This is a genomic window from Microscilla marina ATCC 23134, assembly GCF_000169175.1.
GTDB classification, from domain to species: Bacteria; Bacteroidota; Bacteroidia; order Cytophagales; family Microscillaceae; genus Microscilla; species Microscilla marina.
Genome location: NZ_AAWS01000022.1, coordinates 15,856 through 35,350, shown reverse-complemented (window position 1 = coordinate 35,350; position 19,495 = coordinate 15,856). Strand labels below are relative to the sequence as shown.

Here is a 19,495-nt window from a genome sequence, read left to right as displayed (position 1 = left end):
AGCACACAAATAAGTAGCTTTGCGAATACCTGAACTCGATTGAACAAAAAAAAGCGGAGTATTGGTTAAAAATACTCCGCTTTGTAATATGATCCCAAGGATTTAAAAACCGTGTCTCTAACCCTCTGGCTCCAGTTTATCTAACTTTTCCATGAGCGCTGCTGCAGCTTCGGCTTGTTCGGTAGTATAGCCACCTTGCTGCAACGCATTGGTGAGGCTTGTTGCCGAAGTAATTTCAGGGAAAAACTCTAGCAAAGTCACGCTTGCTTTGTTCGCGCTTACCCCAATTGCACGCAAGGCGTCTACAATATCGCGCTGGCTACTTTGTGCCTGTTGCAATTGCCCGGCTACTTCTTTGATGTCAAGCAATGACAACAACACTGACGACAACGAATAACGAGCTCCCTTGAGCGCGTCTATCATCTCGTTGGTTTCTATGGTAGTCCACAAATACCTCATAGCAAGCGCGGCATCCTGGGCATTAAAATAGTTCATTTTAAGTGCTGTAGCAAGGTTCTCTGCCTTGAAGTCGTCAAAGGTACGAGGCAAAACAGTGCTAATGGTAAGAAAATCTTTTTTGAGCGTTTTCAAAGCCTTTACCACCTTAGAAGGCAAGTGTTCGGCAAGTACCGAACTAGTAAAGGCGTGTTTTACTCCTTGAGCAATGTCTACCATTTCGTAATTGGCTTTTTGCATAGCCACCGCCAACGTATCGCAAGTAAGTTTGCGCTGCGACAACTGATATACAGACTTGGCAAGTGCTTCTACGTCGCACGTGTCCTTGAGCGCATGTACATAAAAATCTATTTGCTCGTTGGTGGGTATATCAGTAAAATGCATTGTTAAGGCAGCGGTGATGGCAGGCAATTCATACCCAGCACCATTCATAGCTTCTACCATTCCTGCGGCAACCATTTTGGGGTCTTTTCCAATCAAGGTTTTGCTCAGCGAGGTTTTAAGCATAGTGGCTACCTCTATGGGGTCGTCCTTGTACGACTTTAGCATTTTGGCAAGCTGCGTGGTACTCATATCGGCACTTCCCTCAAGCAATGCCTCCATAATTTCTTCACTGGTAAAATATGCCTCACCCTCCTTAGATTTGAGCGACCCAAGTAATGCAATCAACTCCTTTACTTCTTCATAGGTAGAGTCAATCGATACAATCCCTTGTCTAATCGCATTGATGTCATCAAAACGGGTTTGTTCTTTCAGTATTTGTGCAGTTTCGGCAACTGTATGCAAATAAGGCGGGTGTACCAACACCCAGGCAATAGTAGTTACTGGTGCGCCCATTTTGCTTAGACTATGGGCTGCGTTTGCCCCATCCAGGCGATGCATTGCCGGAAAATCATCATCTTCTACAATGCTTACATAAGGCAAGTCTTGTTCGCTATCTTGCCCTGCCTGAGGCAACAAAAACTTAAAGGGGTAAAAGGTTTCGTAAATATGACCATGCCATTTACCCTGTAAACCCAACGAAGGTAACTCGTCTGCTTCCAGCCGGGCCTTTAACTGCACTTCTTCAAATAGCCCCAGTCCCTCAAGGCGAATATCGCCACAGTTTCCATCTATGAGCAGGGCATTTTCGGCAAAACTATAGGCGACACTAAAGTTTCTCAGTGTTTGTTGTTGCAGGCTTTCACTTATGTCAGCCTTGTCAAATAGTTTACTCAATACATCGCCCAATTGAGCAGCTTGGGGTTGCCATAAAATGGCCGTATGCATAGGTTCAGAAGCACTCAGTGGCAGTTCTAAAGTGGTTTGTTCCCCAAATATTTTGATTGGTGCCATAATCTTTGCTTCTGCCCCTTCTAGCGTTGCCACAATGTGTAATTCAAAAGCAGACAAGTGCAAAGGCACAGGTTCAGCGGTAAGCTGCCAACCTTCCCAATCTTCTGTATTGGTAATAATCATTCTGAAACAAGGCGTACCACTTGCCTGACTGTAGGTAATATCTTTGAGTATTACATTGTGCTCCAGCGAAGCAATTTCTTTGGGTAAGGCATTGACCAGCGCGGGGGCTGCCAATGCTACCATTTCCTGTAGCGAGGGTTGTTCCAGTATTGAGTCCAGGCGAATGCTGTGGGTGTCGACTTCAAAAGGCACGGGCATACTAAGCGAAACCGCCCCTGTGCCTATGGGCAAATTGCCAAACAATCTAAAGTCAAACTCGCTTTGCAAATCGTTGGTACTTCTGAAAATACGCAGTCCGGCGTGGTCTATCCAAATATTTGTATCTTTAATGAGTTGCCAGCCTTCCCAGTTTTGACTCGTACTCACTTCCATAATGAAAGTTTTTTCAGGAATATCAGCATTGTCTTCCAGGTACAACAACTGAAAATTTTGAATCTCCAGGTCACTCTCAGTCTCTAGGTGTTGCAACGCATCAGGCAAGCGGTGTTCCCAATCAGGATTTGCCAACGCCAGCAGGTCGCTAAACTGAGGAGTAGAGAGCGCTTCGTTGAAATGTACCAGCGAAAACAAATAGTTTTTCTCGTCAAACGGAAGGGCGAAAATCAAAGGAAAGAAAATCTTCTTGCCCAAGTCAAACTCGCCAGACAAATGACCACTGATCTCTTCGCCGCTTTGCTTGCTAATACTTAACTCAAAGTTTTGTAAGCCAAACGAAACCACTGTGGGTAAAAACTCATCGGTAGTCCAGCCTGGTTTAGACTCTACCAACAAGTTAAAGGCTTTGTCCAGTCCCAGGTTTATTTCCAAGTGCTTCAACAACAACCCATTGCTTAATTGAGCAAGACTTTGAGGTATTTCGTTTTTCCAGTGATCGTCAAGGTAGCCAATTAGTTTGGGTAATATTGGCAGTTGATGCTCAAAATTACGGTCTGCATTAAATACCCAATTGCCCTCGGTTCTTTCGGCAATCAATCGAATTTGTGTATCGTCTGATTTTATAAACCCGAAAAAATGCATCTTTACTTTGAGGTCATCCTCCAGCAATACCCGACGAATAGTAAGCCCTACATTTTGCAGTTTTAAGTCTTTATCGTGGGTTACTTCTATTTCCCAAGGGGTTTCAGAATGCCCTGTTACATAAAACTCTCCACTGAGAGGTTCTATGCGCAACTCCAAGCGGGTGATACTAAAATTGGGTAAACTACCTGGCAGTGGCACATCAGACGTCTCACCATAGTCTAATATGAGGTCAGATGCCTCCAGGTTGTGGTCAATTATACAATCGGCTACCAGTTCAAAATCAGGCGCTTGGGCTACAAAAGGCACATAAATACCAGACAGACTCACAAACCCTTCTAACTGAGCCTCTACCTTAAGGTTGGTTTTGTCAAACGGATACTGAGCTGATACCACCCAAAGAGGGCTGTTGATAGAGTAATAAGGTGCCAGGGCTGCCCAATTGCTCAGTTCAAGTTGTATGCGCATAGCCACAATACTACAACTGGACAACATCACCTGCATACTCACTTGTCTCACCGGCATTTCTTCCAGTGTTTCCTGGTGATATTTTTCGGGCAATAAGCTTGTCCATTCGTTGTCGTGCCCTACCCAACCTTTCAACAAAGCTATTACATTTTCCTGCAAATTGGCTTGTAAAGCCTCTGTATTTTTTTGCTTTGGAGTACCAATCATCGACTCTATAGCCTGCATGAGTTCCTCGTCGTTGTCCAGGTTAGGTTCGGTCACACTTTCGCGGTCTTCCAGGTTATTGTCTGCTACCTCATCTTCAGCCTTGCGCCCATCTTCCCTTGTTTCACCCTCTACCTCATTTCTTGTTCTGAGTTCTTCCGATGATAGTTTTTCTTCGGTTTCCTCTTCAGCCTCCTGCCCTTCTTCGGGGGTATGAAGGTCAGGAGTATCAGTATTTTCTTCGGTTGTTTGACCAACCAGAGTACTTACCTCGTATACCAGCTCCAGACTATCCACTTTAGGGTCAGTCAGGCGTGCCGACAAACGCGCATTCGCAAGAAAGTCAGCCTCGGTATACAAACAAACTTCCGCCCTTATCTCAGTAGTTTCGGCTGCTTCCTGGTCTGCCAATACCGTTTGTAATAAAGCTTTTATTGGTAAGGTATCTTCGCCATAGTTGAGCTCAAACTTACTTTCCGTAAACTGAAGTTGAATCACAGGCAAACCATTTTTGATAGCTACTTTACCCGACAAGGGCAAGGCATTGTTTTGCTTACCGTTGAGGTGTTGCACTACCTCCAGCGATTCGTTTAAAGTAGTTTTGGCATAAAAATTCAGCCCTGGTGTAATAGGTACTTGCCACGACGCCTCTAAGTAACCAATCGATGAATAAGTAAATTGAGCATCCTGTAGTTGTAATTCTTTGAAATAGGTGTGCTCAAGGCTGGCAAAACTATCGGCAAAAGTCCAATTACGGGGCATTTGAAAATGCATGGTAGTTTGTACCTCGCCACCTTGGTTCATCAAAATTAATTGAATATTGAGCGATGGCATACCAAACAGCGAAGGGGTAGTACCTGAGAGTAATATTTGTTGACCTTGTTCTTGTAAATCTTTAGGGGTGTGTAGTTCTATTTCGTCTACCCCTAACGATGCCTTCAGTGAGTCATACAAAGCGGTTTCGCCCAAAGTGTAATCATTCAACACATAAAAGCCTTTGTTCTCTTTTTGCTCGCTCAACCGCTGTTTGATAATTTCGAGCTTGTCTTCCAGGTGTTTTACTTTAATCGTGCGTGCTGCGCTCCATTCGCCTTGCATACCCTCGGCAAGCGCGCGTACCTGCACTTCATATATTTTGTCTTTTTCTATGTTTTCGGTAAATGTACAAATGGGTGCGCTTACCTCACGGTTTTCTTCCAATTTTTCGCCCGTAGTGCCATCTTTTATCAGCACTTCATAGTTTTGGGCAAAGTCTACTGCTTCCCAGCTTACCTCAATGCCTCCGTCTGGATTAGTCAGGTTTATCTGGGGCGTTTCCAGATCGTTGGCAACCAATGTAAAAACTTCATAAGGTTCACTCCACTCTCCGGCTTTATCACCTACCATTGAGCGCACCTGTACAGCATAGTTTTTCCCCTTATCAATGCCTGATGCCTTACTTGCTGTAGTGGTGTCTACAGTGAGGTTGGCACCTACTACATTGCCCGATGCTTGGTCTTTGACAATAACCTCATACTTTTTAGCATAAGCCATTGCTTCCCAACTCACTTGAATAGCTTCTTCGGCATAGTCAAGCACTATATTGTTGGGGGGTGTCAGGTCTTCAGTATCAATGGCCACCACTTCACTTGTCTTGCTCCACCCGCCTTGAGCACTGCCTGCAATCGCACGCACCTTTACCTGATATAGTTGGTGCTTTTCAATCTTTTCATTCCATTGCCAGTGGGTACTGTCTGCCATCACTGTAAAACCATTTTCGGTAGAGGTTTCTGACTCACCTTCGGTCAATAGCATTACCTCATAGCTTTGGGCAAACTCTACTACTTGCCATTTGGCACTAATGCCTTCCTCGCTGTATTGCAAAGTCACCTCAGGCGTAGCCAAGTCATTGGCTTCCAGGGTAAATACCTCTACATGTTCGCTCCAGTTGCCTACGGTACGCATGGCCACCGCTCTTACTTTTACACGGTAGTTTTTACCTTTGTCAATGCCATCGTGTACAAACAAAAAGGTTTGCATAAACTTTGTTTTCTGATACACCACCTCATCGGTTTCGGCATCTACAATGTCTATGTCATACCCTTGTGCATACCTTACAGCTTGCCATCGCATTTCTAAATGCCCTTCAGTATACTTTATTTGTACTTCGGGAGGGGGAAGGTCGTCAGGCAACAAGGCAAATACACGTTGTGGTTGGCTCCAGGCGCCCACATAGCCCTGGTCTTTGTCTACTGCCCGTACTTGGGCAATGTATTCTTTACCCCGTTCAATCTTTTCGTGCCTTTCGGCAAACATCCATACCTTGTCGCTGGTGCTCGCCTCGTGTACGCCATTTTGCGAGGGTGTGGGTACTGGGTTGGCACTAATACTAAGACTCGTTTCCTGGGTTCGTCTGGTATAAGATGGGTGGTCTTGTCGCTGGTCTTCCCAGCATTTAAAATCATAAGTAAACACCTCTCCTACACTGTTCCACTGGGCTTCTATGTTGCCTTCTTCGTAACGCAGGCTCAACTCAGGTGGGGTAATATCGAGTGGCATCACCGATGTTTTACACACAGGGCTAATAGTCACTTGCACTACTTCTCCCTCTTCGTAAGCCTCATTACCTACAGTAATTTGTTGGCTCAAAAACAAGGCTTCGTATAATTCGTCAGTGCTAATGTCTTGTGCCCAGCTAAAATCACTGCCTACCAAATCCCTTTCAAGCGCAAGCAATTGGTCGTTTTTTCTAAGCAGTAAAATCAGGTTTCCGACGGGTACAGTTGGTTGCTCCCAGTAAACCTTGATCAGGTTGTTTTGGGCAAAGTACAATAAGTTGGGGTAAAGCTGAGGGGCTGCCTCCAGCTGTAAGTGAAAAGTGTGGGCAAGTGGTACTATTTCTTCACTCATTTTTGGGGCAATGGTTACTTCATAGGTTTTGCCTGCCTCTAGCGGCTTATTTAGCACAAACTCATGTTGGCCGCTGATGGTTTCCTGGACAAAGTGTGATGGGCTTGCTGCCGGAAGGTGTTCTCCCTGCACCAATTGCCCTATCTGAAAATCAAGGTCTTTGATGCTGATATCATAACTATCGACAAAATCAGAAGGTTGCCACTGTATCCACAGTTGATCATTGTCGTACACAAATAGCGGGTTTTTGAGGGCATTGTATATGTTGCTGAATATCTCCTGAAACTTCATGGTAGGCAAGAGATTGTAGGCGCCTGCCTCCGACTTGTTTCGTCCGGTTCTTTTTGCCGATGAGGTATCACGCAAGCGGTAGTTGTTGGCTTGCGGATTGATAAATATAGGTTTGCTCGAACTATTGGTTTTGAAGCCCACCGAGTTGTAATTGAGAAATTGCTTGTTGCTTCGATCATTCTCTAAAAACAAAGTAGAATACATAGGCATTACCCGGTGCATTTCTTCTACATTGTGGGTACGCACCAAATATTCTGACTGAATGATAGAATTGTCTATCATTACGTTTGCCCCTGACGAGATCACAAAAGCATAGTTGCCTCCTACAATGGTGCAATTGCGAAACAAAGGCAACGAATTATTGCGTGCTACCAATGCTGCCCTGCCTATGTCTTCGAGCACAAATACGCAATTCTGAAAACTTGGAATAGAGTCACGGTAAGTGATTACCAGGTCGTCGTTGGTTTGTTGCAGGGTGAGCCCGTAAAAGCCAGTTTGACGCTGGTCATTTTGGGCAAACACAATAGAATCAGTTGGTTTTATTACGGTTTGTGCGATATACTTGGTTTGTCCGGTAAGGTAAGCCAACGATGCAACCAGTACATTTTTGTCGGTAAAATCAATATTTTCCTGATAAGTGCCCGGAGCAAGTAATATTACGCTGTCTTCGTGTGCAGCGTCTATTGCAGCCTGTATTGTACGGAAGTCTTCGGGCACTTTAAGTATCTCAGGGTTTTGGCTCGTTGGCGGAAACTCCACCCCTTTGCCTTCTACCTCTGCCCATACTGTTCCATCGGCTTCTATCGTAATATTGAGCAGACTCCCTTCGGTGTTATAGCCCAAATACTCTGACCATCCTCCATATTCAAGCCTTACTCCAGAGGTAGTATCGCCTCCAGCAGCAAGCCCCGATACACTAGTGATATGAAAATGGGCTGTGTAGCCATTTAGAGGTATTTCTAAAGTACTGGTAATGAGCGTAGCCTTAGGTTCTTCTGCCATAACGGTTACTTCTTCAGCCACCGCAAGGCTTCCTTCATCACTGTTCGTTACCACTTCTTCAGTAGCTGGGTTATTTTCTGCTACTTTGGGAGGGGTGATAAAATCTTTGGTAAAAATCGCGTTTTCAAACGACTTTCCTGCCACCGTTTTATTGTGAGAAGTAATGGACTGCTCATTGTTTAGCTCGTTGCTTACATGCAATACAAAGTTAGACGGGTGAGGTGGACAGTCAAGGTGAACACTTTGTGTGCCAATAGTGGCTTCTATTTCTCCGGTAGTACTCACCCACAAAGTAAGCATGCTATCGGGGGTGTTGTAGGCAAGGTATTTTACTTGGTTGCCGTACTCAAACCTGATGCCTGACTTATGATTAGTCCCGGTTTCTTCGCCCGAAACTGCCTCTATATTGAGGTAAATTAATTGACGGGCAGCTACTGATATAGACAGTTCGGCACGATTAAGTGACCACAGCAATGCCTCAGGCAATTGATTGAAAAAACAATTGCCTGACATAATATTGGTGCTGCTCATACCGCCTTGTGCCCGGTAAAGAATATACCCTATGTCAGGACGGTTTTCTTGTTGGTTGTATACATTCAGCGAAAAGGTAGACGGATGAGGAGGACAGTGTAATTTTATTTTTTGGTTTTGTATGGTGGCTTCTACCGAGCCATCGGGCAATATGGTGAGACAAATAAGGCTGGCTTCGTCGTTGTAATTCAAAGTTTGACTGTTTTGCCCATACTCTAGCCTTACGGCCGACAAATACCCTTTTTGCTGGCTGGGCAATGCAATGATTTTAAGAGGGATTTTAAACTTTTCGTTGATAGAAATTGTCAGGCAAGCTTCTGACAACACCCAAGCTTTTACCTCGCCATGCATGGTATACAAATCGCCTTGGGTAAAGTGCAAGCTATGCGTAGGGTTGCCGGGCAATACTGCCGAGACTGCTTCATACAGTACAGGGTGGTTCGCCATTTGGTTATTGACCGAAAGGGCAAAAGTAGAAGCATGGGGCGGAGGGGCAAACGCCCACACTTGTTGCTCCTCTATTTCGGCGTCTATGCTGCCATTGTGCAACACCGTAAGGGTAAGCAAACTCCCTTCTTGGTTGTAGCCCAGCACTTTTTCGTAGGGGTTACCTTCAAACTTAAGCTTGACTCCAAACTTATAGCCTTGGGGGGCTGCTACTGAGGTAATATTTAAGTATACTACTTGCTTGGGAGCCACCGAAATATTTAAACGGGCGTCTTTCAATACCCAATCTTTTCCGGCATCCAATGCGTGCAGGCTACTTTGAGGTTCTATATGAATGGTTCCTTTTCCTGTTCCGATCAACACAACTTTTTCGCGTGGTGTCTTTTGTTGATTACGGATGTCTATTTTAAAAGCCATAATCTGTCTCCTTTTCTATGTCTGGTATGTTTTAGGTTAATAGGTAAAAATCATACCATAATTTTTGATTGTTCTTTTTAAAGGGTGGTATGCCTTGCTATTAATTCTATCTTACTGTTTTGCAGGTAGTTTATAAATAAGCTTACAATAATCAATACTTTTTGGGTGGGTTCAAAATAGGAGAGAAGTTTTTCTGTGTTTTAATAAATAGCTACCAAGGGTGAGCATTAGGCAACAAGTACTCATATTCAGCACTATGCTGTTTGCTCTGCTCGGTTCATTATAAAGCCCTTAAGCAATCAATAGTCCATAGCGCCTGCAGGGGCAAGCTTCAAGCGACAAGTCGCAAGTCCTTAGATACCGATGAATATCGGTGCTACACCTTGAACTTACCGATTTTATAGGACATTGATTTTTAGCGGTTTATAAAATCGGTAGATGGAAGTCCATAGCTGATTTGAGTAAATGTTCACCTTGTTAAATGCTGTAAACCAGTATTTTATATTAAGATTGTGTACTCACTTTATTTTTAAAAGCGTTTCGGTTTTACGCCTAAACACCCAATTAAATAGTTTTTAAATTCATCAATGACTGATAAACAGCAAACAACTTTGACTAAAATCACTGCGGAGTATTGGCAATACAACCATCAAATAATACTTTGGCTTGTAATTTTCAAATTCGTACACAAATCAAACAGAATATCATATATTTGCTGTACAATCAAGAATGTAAGTTTAATTACAAATACCACTAATGCACTTTTTGGCAATCGATCTTAATCAGGCAGTATTAAAATTTAGCGATGACAATGTAATCTTACTCAAGATATGCCTGGGCATTGTAATGTATGGGGTAGCACTCAATCTACATACCAAAGACTTTAAAGAAATTTTGACCAATCCCCGCTCGGTGGTCATTGGTTTGTTGTCGCAAGTAGTGCTGTTGCCTGCGGCTACATTTGGGCTCATTACCTTGCTCAACCCACACCCCAGCCTTGCCCTGGGGATGATTCTGGTGGCCGCCTGCCCCGGAGGACCTCTGTCTAACTTTATTGCCCACCTATCAGGTGGCAACGCCGAACTATCGGTCAGCCTTACTACCATTACTACCTTGCTGTCGTCGTTTACTACCCCATTCAACTTTGCCTTTTGGGCAAATATGCTGGATATTCAAAGTGCTTCGGGCAAACCCCTGACCATTGATTTTATAGAAATGGTCATTGTTATCTTAGAACTCACCATTATCCCTACCTTTTTGGGAATGCTTACCCGCTACCGTTTCCCTCAGTTTGCCGAAAAAATCACCAAGGCTTTCCGCATTGTTTCGCTCATTATTTTTGTTATTTTTATTGTAGGTGCTTTTGTCGATAACCTGGGTATTTTTGTAAAATATTTGTTCCACTTTCTGGGCTTGGTACTGGCACACAACTTAGTGGCTTTGTTGGTAGGTGGACTCACCGCCAGGGTATTTAGAGTACCAGGGCGCGACTTGCGTACCATTACTATAGAAACGGGTATTCAAAACGGGAGCACAAGTGTGGTATTGACAATGGCTTTTTTTGGCGGCGTAGGCGGAATGGCACTTATTGTGGGTTGGTGGGCTATTTGGGACATGTGCTCTAGCCTGATACTGGCTTTTTATTGGTCAAAAAGACCCGTAAAGACTTAAAAGCCCTGACAAGGTTTTAGGTACAACCTTATAGACAACTAAAAAACCCATAGTACACTCATTTTCAACGAATTACAAACTTATCAGTTAAAAGCCCCGACAGGGGCAAGTCCTTAGATACCGATGAATATCGGTGCTATTTCCTGCATTGAGCTCATCACAGCAAGCTGCCGCGATAAATGTAAATCGGGATTTAGAAATAGATTCGGTTCATAGGGAGCTAACCAATTATAGCATTACTTATTTTCATCGGGTGATGAATTTATTATACCAAGTCTGATTAAAAACCCATACAAACTCACTTGTAGTGGTCTTTTTTGGCAAGATCAAGTTCTTCGCTATCGTTACCTGCTCTCTTGGTCAGCTGCGCTTAAAGGAGGGGACAAGCTTGGTGAGATGTAGACATACAATAGTGTACGGGTAATGGCAACGACTTAAAATTCACAATAACCTCATTTTCAATTATTTACAAGTTTTTTTAATTAGAAATCAGGAATAGTAAAAAAATAAAACCCGGTAGGATTTTTAAAGTATCCTGCCGGGTTTTTGAGCATAGTGTTGATGATTACTCTATTAAAACACAAAATTGCTGGTGCCACGTCCTGCTTCCATTTCGTCTATTTTAGTACCATCTGCTTTATAGCGCTCTATTTTTCCAACCCCTTGAAAAGCTGCCGAATTACCAATATAAATATTCCCATTGGCGGCTACCCCAACCCCATAAAAGTTGTTGCCTTTGATCAAAGAAGTAGTAGGTGCAGCAGTCGCTGTGATATCTAACACAAACACTTCTACATCAGTAGCAGGCCAGGGGGCTGGCGCCAAATAATAAATTTTATCTTTGGCAGGATTGGTAGCCACTTTTTCGTTAAATCCAGCGACTTTAATTCCCGAAATAGTAGCTTCTATCGAATTGTCTGCGGGGTCTATTCTCACCATATTACCACTGGTACATATTGCCCAAATCTTATTGTTGGCATCAAGCACCATACGCGAAGGGCCTTTCGCCACCACAATGGTAGTTTCTACTGCATCGGTAGAGGCATTTACCACCGCAATTTTATCGCTTCCTTCCAACGCTACGTACACTTTGCCATTATAAGCAAGTACCCCTTGAGGCTTGGCCTCTAAAGCAATGGTTTTGGTAATGGTACCAGCGGCCAAATCAATTACTTTCAAAGCAGCGTCTGGATAAGTCACAAAGTCGGTCTTGCCCCATTGCGACACATACCCTTTGTTGCCCACTCCCGCAAAATCAACGGGGTTTACCATCGCAGCATCGGTAATGGTATGTTGTTTTTTAAAATCTTTGGCATTGGCTACAATCACCTTGTCAGCGCTATTTGTTACTATTACCGCGTAGCTATCGTGCACACGCAAAGCTTGGATAATACCACCTACAATTTGTTCATTTTCAGCCTTGAAAATGTTATTGGTGATTTTGTCGTCTGCCGACAAAAAACTTATAGAACCATCTGCATCGCCAAAACTTCCTTCGTTTACAACCAATACTCCTCCCTCATACTTACCCAAAGGAACCGGAGTTTCCTGTTTTTTACAAGCTGTAAAAACTAGGCTGACAGCCAGCAAAATGTAGAAAACAAAATTTGACTTTTTCATACTAACCTTTTTATTTATTATTAATTATAGTTTTAGTTTCTTGGTTACTCTACCCAGCTTTTAACTTCGTTGAGCTCAGCACAGTAAAACTGTAGCTTCGGTTTTTCAAAAGTACCGTCATCGCCTCAGCTCGTGTCTCCACGAGCTGATCGGAACTCTGAAAAACACTATTTACAGGTGCTACGACGAGGCGAAAAAATAGTAGGGTAGAGTATTTCTTGGTAATGAATGTTTAGCTTTTTTACTGGTCTTGTATCAAAGACTTATTGCCCTTGCCCAGAACCTAACTCCCTATCTTATAGCGCAAGCTCAACTGATAATTGCGCCCTGGCATTGCCCGGTTGTTTACGCTCTCGTAGTCTTCGTTGAACATATTATTTACCCTTGCCGACAAGCTCCACCAATGCTTGCCCAGGCGAAAGTTTTTGCCCAAACTTGCATTAAACAAAGTAAACCCCTCGATAAAAGAACTATTGCTGTTTTCTAAGTAGCGCAACCCTGTATGGTTCAAATCTGTTTGAATAAACCAACCCCGGTATTGCCAATGCGCATAAACATTGGAACTATGCAACGGTGTGTACAACAGTTGTTTGCCAATAAAGTCTGCATTATCAGCTTTGGCAATGATAGATTGAGTATAGGCGTAGTTTCCTCCCAGCATTACATAGCCACTGGTTTGTTGCCACTTGAGCCTTAAGCTCCCCTCTACCCCTGTGCCATCTACTTGCGACACATTTTCGGGCGACCATACACTGCCTACCGGTTTCCAAAGTATCCAATCGGTTACCTGCATTTGGTAATAAGTAAGTTCTGCCTGCCAACTAAAGTGCTTGTTTTGTTGGCTATAGGCCAGCCCGGTTTCGCCGCTCCACCCGGTTTCGGGTCTGAGCGTTGGGTTGCCTACCCCACCTGCTCCCTGCCAAAAACGGTCATTGAGCGTAGGTACTCGATAGTTTCTCGAAGCCAAAAGTTTGAAAATCAGGCTTTTGTTGTTTGTTTTATACAAAGCCAACTCCGACCCCAGCGAAGGGGCAAAAGGAGCCACAAAACTAGTCACGTGTGCCTGGCGTACATTGGCGCTCAACTGCCAACGCGGTAATACCTGCCAACGCAACGAACCATAAATGGCGGTGCGGTCTTCGGCAATGTCTCGCCCATAAGCATCTACATTGGTTTTGATGTGGGTCCACTGCGACCCCACCTGGAGACTTAACTTTGTATTGAGTTGTTTCTCATATCTGATAGTGGCTATTCCACGCCTGGTGGCAGTGGTAGAGTTTTCGTTATACAACAAGTAGTCGTCTATATAGCCCAACTTTACATTCAAAAAGCCCACCTTATCATTGAGCACATAATCGGCCACTATACGAGTGTTGGTTTGCTTGATCAAATCATTGCTAAAATTATCGCCACGGGTTGCCTGGGTTTGTTTATCTGAGAAACTATACCAGCCCTGCACCGACACATATTGGTTAGAGGCAATGCGGTAACTCAAGGCTTGCTGAAAACCATAGTTGTATACACTGGCATTTTGCTGAGTACTATTTTCGGTAGGTGAGATACGCACCCTAAAGTCATTGTTGGCAGAGTAACGGTATACCTGACTTACCGATTCAAACTTGCCCGTTCCAACGCTGGCTTTGGCTGCACTAAAGTACTGCCCAAAGCTACCTATGTTTTGTTGAACTTCGGCTTGCCAACCTTTGCGCCAGGTAGGGTCGTTTTGTAAGTGAATACTGCCCCCTATAGCATCGCTGCCATACATGGCGCTTGCCGACCCTGGTTGAATACTCACCTGGTCGATAACAAACATGGGCACCAGGCTAAAATCAGTTTGTCCGTTGCTAAGCGTGTTAATATTGAGTCCGTTCCACAATACCGCCGTATGCCCGGCACCTGTACCTCTAAACGAGGCAGTAGAGAGCATTTCGTTACCATAAGACTTGATATATACTGGCGACTGTTGTTGTAATATGTTTGCCAGAGTAGTATGATTGACTGTAGCCAGCAAAGCACTGTCTAAGCGGTGAACTTTGCTACCAGTGGCGTATTTTTCTATGGGAATACCATAAATGCGCACTTCTTTGAGCACATCGCCACCAATGATTGTATCACTTTGGGCTTGAGCCCGAAACGCTACCAAGGTCAACAGGCAACACCATACCCACTTGAACTTCGACACCTGTCTGTACATGAAAATAAAGAGTAAAATGAATTTTATTGAACAATCACTGTTTTCGCCCGAAACAATGATGCTAGTGCGCCTTTCTAAATATTGATTGCAGGCTTTTTTTGGCAGGTCTCCTGGCTTGCCCAAAATTCAACGCCTTCCCGTTGGAGTTAACAACAGTGGCAGGGGTGATGAATTTGTTTGGTGGCTTACAGTTGCGGGGACAGCTCTCGAATCACACGAGATTCCCTATTAAAACACGCCTCTGAAAAAGAGGAGTGTTACCAAAACTGGTGCAAAGGAACGACTTTTTTTGAAGCAAAAGCAAGTTTTAAGCACTAAAAAGTTTGACTTGATTGATTGTTAACCTGCTTTTTGACTGTAACTGATTATTTTGACTGACGATAAAAGGCCGGGAAATGGCTTGGGGCAGTGATGGTTGAAGTGCTTTGAAGCCTTCGTTTCTTAAATGAAGTTTACTAGGTAAAATTAAAGTGATAACACAAAGGAAGCTTGCCTGTGGGGTAAAAGTTATGAGCTATAGATAGATGCTGCTTCCACCATAGTGGTCATAGTATGAGGGAAACAGCATTGGGTAATGAGCAATGATTAATCTATTTTTTGTACTGAAATATGAAACGGAAGTGTAGCAAAGTCATCTTTGTAGTCTTCGCCTGCTTCAATCATATCCAGGTCGTTTGACTTGGCGTACCAGTGGATGACTACCTCATTGTTTTGTTGGTGGTAAAAATCTTCCAACATTTTTAAAATCTCAAAAAACCTTCGGGAGGTACTGGTATTAAAGTAGTTCATCCGAAAGTTAAAGGTTAGTGATTGACTATTTTGTGCTAAGTAGCCTGACAACCAACTGAGGACTGGCTCAAAAAACTCGAGGGTGTACTCACTGTACGATTCTCCCGCCACCTCAAATACATTTGTGTCTGTATCAAAGCAGATATAAGGGGTATAATTGCCTTCTGGAATAATTAAACTTTTCATCTTTGCCTAATGTTATAATAGTAGGAGCAAGCATTGGATTCATAAAATACAGTGTAAATTTAGGCTGGATATTACATAAATCAAACCAGATTCGATGAACACCACAAAAAGTTCGATAAGGGTTTATTTTTACTTAATTGGCGGCTTTTTGGCAAAAATCACTACTTTTTACCTGGAGGGGAGGATCATAATTAATAAGGAAAGGGGATTTACCAAAACAGTTTTTTTAATACATGGACGGTATACTAAAACCTAGGAGTTAAAGACACTTATGTAAGTTTTGAAGACAAACTCGCTGTTTTTTATTTTAGATAATTCGTATAATAATTAAAAGATAAAAATTAACAAAAAAGACCAAATTAAAACCTCTATGATTACCAACTTGATAGCAATAGTATTTGTTGTATTAGCCATATTGATGGCAATTCCTAAACTTGTGATGTCGTCGCAAAAAGGGCTGAAAACATCTCAGGAAAAAATTAAGAACCTGAAAAGTATTTTGCCCAATAAAAAAGCAGAATAATATCAGAAGCGTCACCTAAAAAATAAAAGTTAGAAGTAAGAAAGAAGACACTTTCTGCTTCTAACTTTTTTTATGTTTTTAGACAAGGACTTATTTTGTTAGTGATGGCTCCAGTTGTTGTTTTCGGTACTATTAGGCGAAAGCCCCAAAACATCACCTTTAGTAGTTACTCCTAAGCCTTGTACGGTACGGTTGGCATAAGCAAAATAGCTTACCACCTGGTTAATTTCCAAAATTTCGCCATCGTCCCAACCAGCTTCCCGCAAGGTATCAATTGTTTCTGATTTTATTTCTTCTGGGTATTGGGTAAGCTCACGAGCATACTCTATGGCAGCCAGCTCTTTGGTGTCATACACTTTGTCAAAGCTATTTTCCATAATGGCATCCCATATTTGCTGGGCACGTTCGTCATTGTTGAGTAGTCGCTTCATACCTGCAAAATGATGCTGTACACAGTAGTCGCAACGGTTGAGGTGGCTTACCAATACTCCCAGGTTTTCTAAAAACCATTTAGGAATCGTATTGTCACGGTGGTGCAATACGTTTTTATATAAAGCCATGTGCCCCTCTAGTGAATGAGGGCGTAAGCCGTGTACTTGCAAAATATTGTCTATATTACCCTGGGGGCCTTTTACCCGGTCATACAAAGATTTTAGTTTGCCAACGGCTTCTTCGTAAGAGATTAACTTGATCCAACTCATAGTTATTTTTGATAAGTTCAGCTAAATAATTAAGTGTGCAGAGCAGTAGGGATTGGTAGCAAAATGGTGGTTTTTGCTTGCATCTCAATAGGTGTATGATTTATTGTATACTCTCTAAAAACAAGCCACACCACTGTACTTTACTACTTTGTTGCCTTACCTCAATCAATGCTCATAGTATTGAGCATCAGACAAATAACAAAAAAACTTTGACCATGTAAGGTAAATACCAAAGCTTGAATTGCTCCGCTACAAATATTGTATAAATCTTTGATTTATGATGAAAAAAAAAGTTTTTTTAGCAGTTTTTGATTAATTATTACAAGCATGCACGGCAAGGTTGAGCAAAAACTACGATGAGTGAAGCGGGAAATGATAACTTTGTTGTCTTAAAAAACTGCCAATGATAATACCACTGATTAAACAAACCAAGTGCTTGTTATAAAGTGGGTTTGCCAACGTATGATTGCCTGGCAAACGTATTGAAAGTTCAGCATAAATCCATTTCGTATCTATGAAAATACTATACTTAATAATGAACTGCTGCCTGCTCAGCACTGCCTTGCTCACGGCACAAGATCACGTGCTTTTTAGAGAAGACTTTGAAAACAATGACCGCCAGTGGTTGATCCAAAACCAAGAAGGCGTAACAACTACTGTGGTAGATGGTGTATACCGCATTCAGCATAAAAACCGAAAAAGTGGACGGGTGTTTCACCACGACATTTATATTAACCCCAGGCATAATTTTTATATCGAAACCAAGCTTACTCAAGTAAGAGGTACCCGCAAACATGGCTCAGGGTTATTATGGGGGATGAAAGATGTAGGCAATATGTATAGCTTCATTATTACCAATGATGGTTACTTTCGTATTTCTATGTTCAAAAAAAGAAAATATTACCACATCAAAGCCTGGACCTACTCTAAATACATCAACGGCACGGGCAAACCTAATGTGCTTGCCGTAGAAAAAAAACGTTTTGTCCTCAACTATTACATCAATGGGCACAAGGTACACCAAACCCCCTACCCTCCCTTGTTTGGCAACAAAATAGGTTTTGATATCAACTACAACACCTTTATAGAGATAGACTACCTATTGGTAAAACACCCCCCTGTAAAGATAAACCTGATACCCCAGGCGCAAGACTTCAGCGCTAAAGAAAACCTGGGCAACCATATCAACTCACCCCACGCTGAGGTAGCCCCCGTAATTTCGCCCGACGGCAAAACCCTGTACCTGGTACGCGACAAGCACCCACAAAATATAGTAGCCCACCAAAACAATGATATATGGATGTCGCAACGCCTGCCTGACAACACCTGGAGCCCGGCAAAAAATATGGGAAAGCCATTGAGTAACGAGGGGCACAATCAGGTAGTATCGGTCATGCCAGATGGCAATACTTTGTTATTAAATGGCACTTATGGCAACAGCAAAAGCCCCAAGGTAAGGCGAGGACTATACCTGACCAACCGTACCCAAAATGGCTGGACAACCCCAGTACCTGTACAGGTGAAAAATTACTACAACCGGGCTAAGTTTGTGTCTGAGTGCCTTTCGGCAGATGGTAAAACGCTGATATTGAGCGTAGAGCGAAAAGATACGCACGGACAACGCGATTTGTATGTGTCGTTTATGCAAGCCAACAATGTATGGAGCGAACCGCTCAACCTGGGTATGCAGGTAAACACTTTTGCCGACGATATCACTCCTTTTCTGGCAGCCGATAATGTAACCCTGTATTACTCTACGCGAGGCGAGCCAGGCTATGGCGATAATGATATTTTTGTGACACGTCGTTTGGACAATACCTGGACCAATTGGAGTACCCCACAAAACCTGGGCAAAGGCATCAACACACCCGATTGGGATGCTTACTACACCATTCCGGCTTCGGGTGAACACGCTTACTTTGTTTCTTACGAAGAGTCTTTAGGTAAAAGTGATATATTTAGGGTCAAGCTACCCGATGCTGCCAAACCTAAGCCAGTAGTGTTGGTACACGGCAAGGTATTAAACAAACTCACCCAACAACCCATAGGCGCTACCATTACTTATGAAGATCTCAAGACCCGCCAACAAGTGGGAGTGGCACGGTCAAGCCCTGGAGATGGTACTTATACCATTGTGCTGCCTTATGAAAAGGTGTACGGCTTTAATGCCGAAAAAGAGGGGTATTATCCCGTGAGTAAAAACCTGGATTTGCTCCAGGCCAACCACTACCGTGAGGTAAAACACGACTTGTACCTGGTACCCCTCAACCAAGGGCAAAGTATCAGACTCAACAACTTGTTTTTTGACTATAACCAAGACACGCTCAAGCCTTCGTCTTACCCTGAACTCAACCGCTTGATTAAGATTTTGCAAAAACATCCTCAAATGAATATTGAGATTTCAGGGCATACAGATGCGCATGGTAGTGCTGATAAAAACCTGACTTTGTCGCAAGCACGCGCCAATTCAGTGCTCAGGTATTTAACCACCCAAGGCATAGCTAAACAACGTTTGCGAGCCAAAGGTTATGGGCAGGGTCGTCCGGTGGCAAACAATACGACTGTCGCAGGGCGGGCGCTTAATCGGCGGGTAGAATTTTTGATTTTGAAAGAATAAAACGGAATCACTCA

The 19,495-nt window shown here is 43.1% G+C and carries 8 protein-coding genes and 1 riboswitch; of the genes, 3 read left to right on the top strand and 5 right to left on the bottom strand.

The window, feature by feature from the left end:
- Nucleotides 1–117: 117 nt before the first annotated feature.
- Nucleotides 118–9,180, bottom strand: a complete 9,063-nt coding sequence (locus M23134_RS19975; RefSeq protein ID WP_002699198.1) for a fibronectin type III domain-containing protein — start codon at nucleotides 9,178–9,180, stop codon at nucleotides 118–120.
- A gap of 756 nt (nucleotides 9,181–9,936) precedes the next feature.
- On the opposite strand from M23134_RS19975, the gene M23134_RS19970 reads away from it, so the two are divergent.
- A complete protein-coding gene (locus M23134_RS19970; RefSeq protein ID WP_002699196.1) occupies nucleotides 9,937–10,851 on the top strand; it encodes a bile acid:sodium symporter family protein in 915 nt (304 codons plus the stop codon).
- A gap of 573 nt (nucleotides 10,852–11,424) precedes the next feature.
- Here the strand turns inward: M23134_RS19970 and M23134_RS19965 are convergent.
- The 3 genes from M23134_RS19965 to M23134_RS19955 all read right to left on the bottom strand — a co-directional run bounded on the left by M23134_RS19965 (nucleotide 11,425) and on the right by M23134_RS19955 (nucleotide 15,640).
- Nucleotides 11,425–12,471, bottom strand: a complete 1,047-nt coding sequence (locus tag M23134_RS19965) for a YncE family protein (RefSeq protein ID WP_002699194.1) — start codon at nucleotides 12,469–12,471, stop codon at nucleotides 11,425–11,427.
- 283 nt (nucleotides 12,472–12,754) lie between these two features.
- The gene (locus M23134_RS19960) at nucleotides 12,755–14,653 is read right to left on the bottom strand and encodes a TonB-dependent receptor (RefSeq protein WP_157558560.1); all 1,899 of its coding nucleotides are present in this window, start codon (nucleotides 14,651–14,653) and stop codon (nucleotides 12,755–12,757) included.
- Nucleotides 14,654–14,748: 95 nt separating this feature from the next.
- Nucleotides 14,749–14,945, bottom strand: a riboswitch (cobalamin riboswitch).
- Nucleotides 14,946–15,250: 305 nt separating this feature from the next.
- Nucleotides 15,251–15,640: a DUF1987 domain-containing protein gene (locus M23134_RS19955; RefSeq protein ID WP_002699191.1), complete on the bottom strand. Its 390-nt coding sequence runs from the start codon at nucleotides 15,638–15,640 to the stop codon at nucleotides 15,251–15,253.
- 370 nt (nucleotides 15,641–16,010) lie between these two features.
- Between M23134_RS19955 and M23134_RS41260 the strand changes: the two genes are divergently transcribed.
- Nucleotides 16,011–16,163: a hypothetical protein gene (locus M23134_RS41260; protein ID WP_002699190.1), complete on the top strand. Its 153-nt coding sequence runs from the start codon at nucleotides 16,011–16,013 to the stop codon at nucleotides 16,161–16,163.
- A gap of 98 nt (nucleotides 16,164–16,261) precedes the next feature.
- On the opposite strand, the gene M23134_RS19950 is transcribed toward M23134_RS41260, so the two are convergent.
- Nucleotides 16,262–16,864, bottom strand: a complete 603-nt coding sequence (locus M23134_RS19950; RefSeq protein ID WP_002699189.1) for a carboxymuconolactone decarboxylase family protein — start codon at nucleotides 16,862–16,864, stop codon at nucleotides 16,262–16,264.
- 514 nt (nucleotides 16,865–17,378) lie between these two features.
- Between M23134_RS19950 and M23134_RS19945 the strand changes: the two genes are divergently transcribed.
- Nucleotides 17,379–19,481, top strand: coding sequence for an OmpA family protein (locus M23134_RS19945; RefSeq protein WP_082226609.1), 2,103 nt, complete (start codon nucleotides 17,379–17,381; stop codon nucleotides 19,479–19,481).
- The last annotated feature ends 14 nt before the right edge of the window (nucleotides 19,482–19,495 follow it).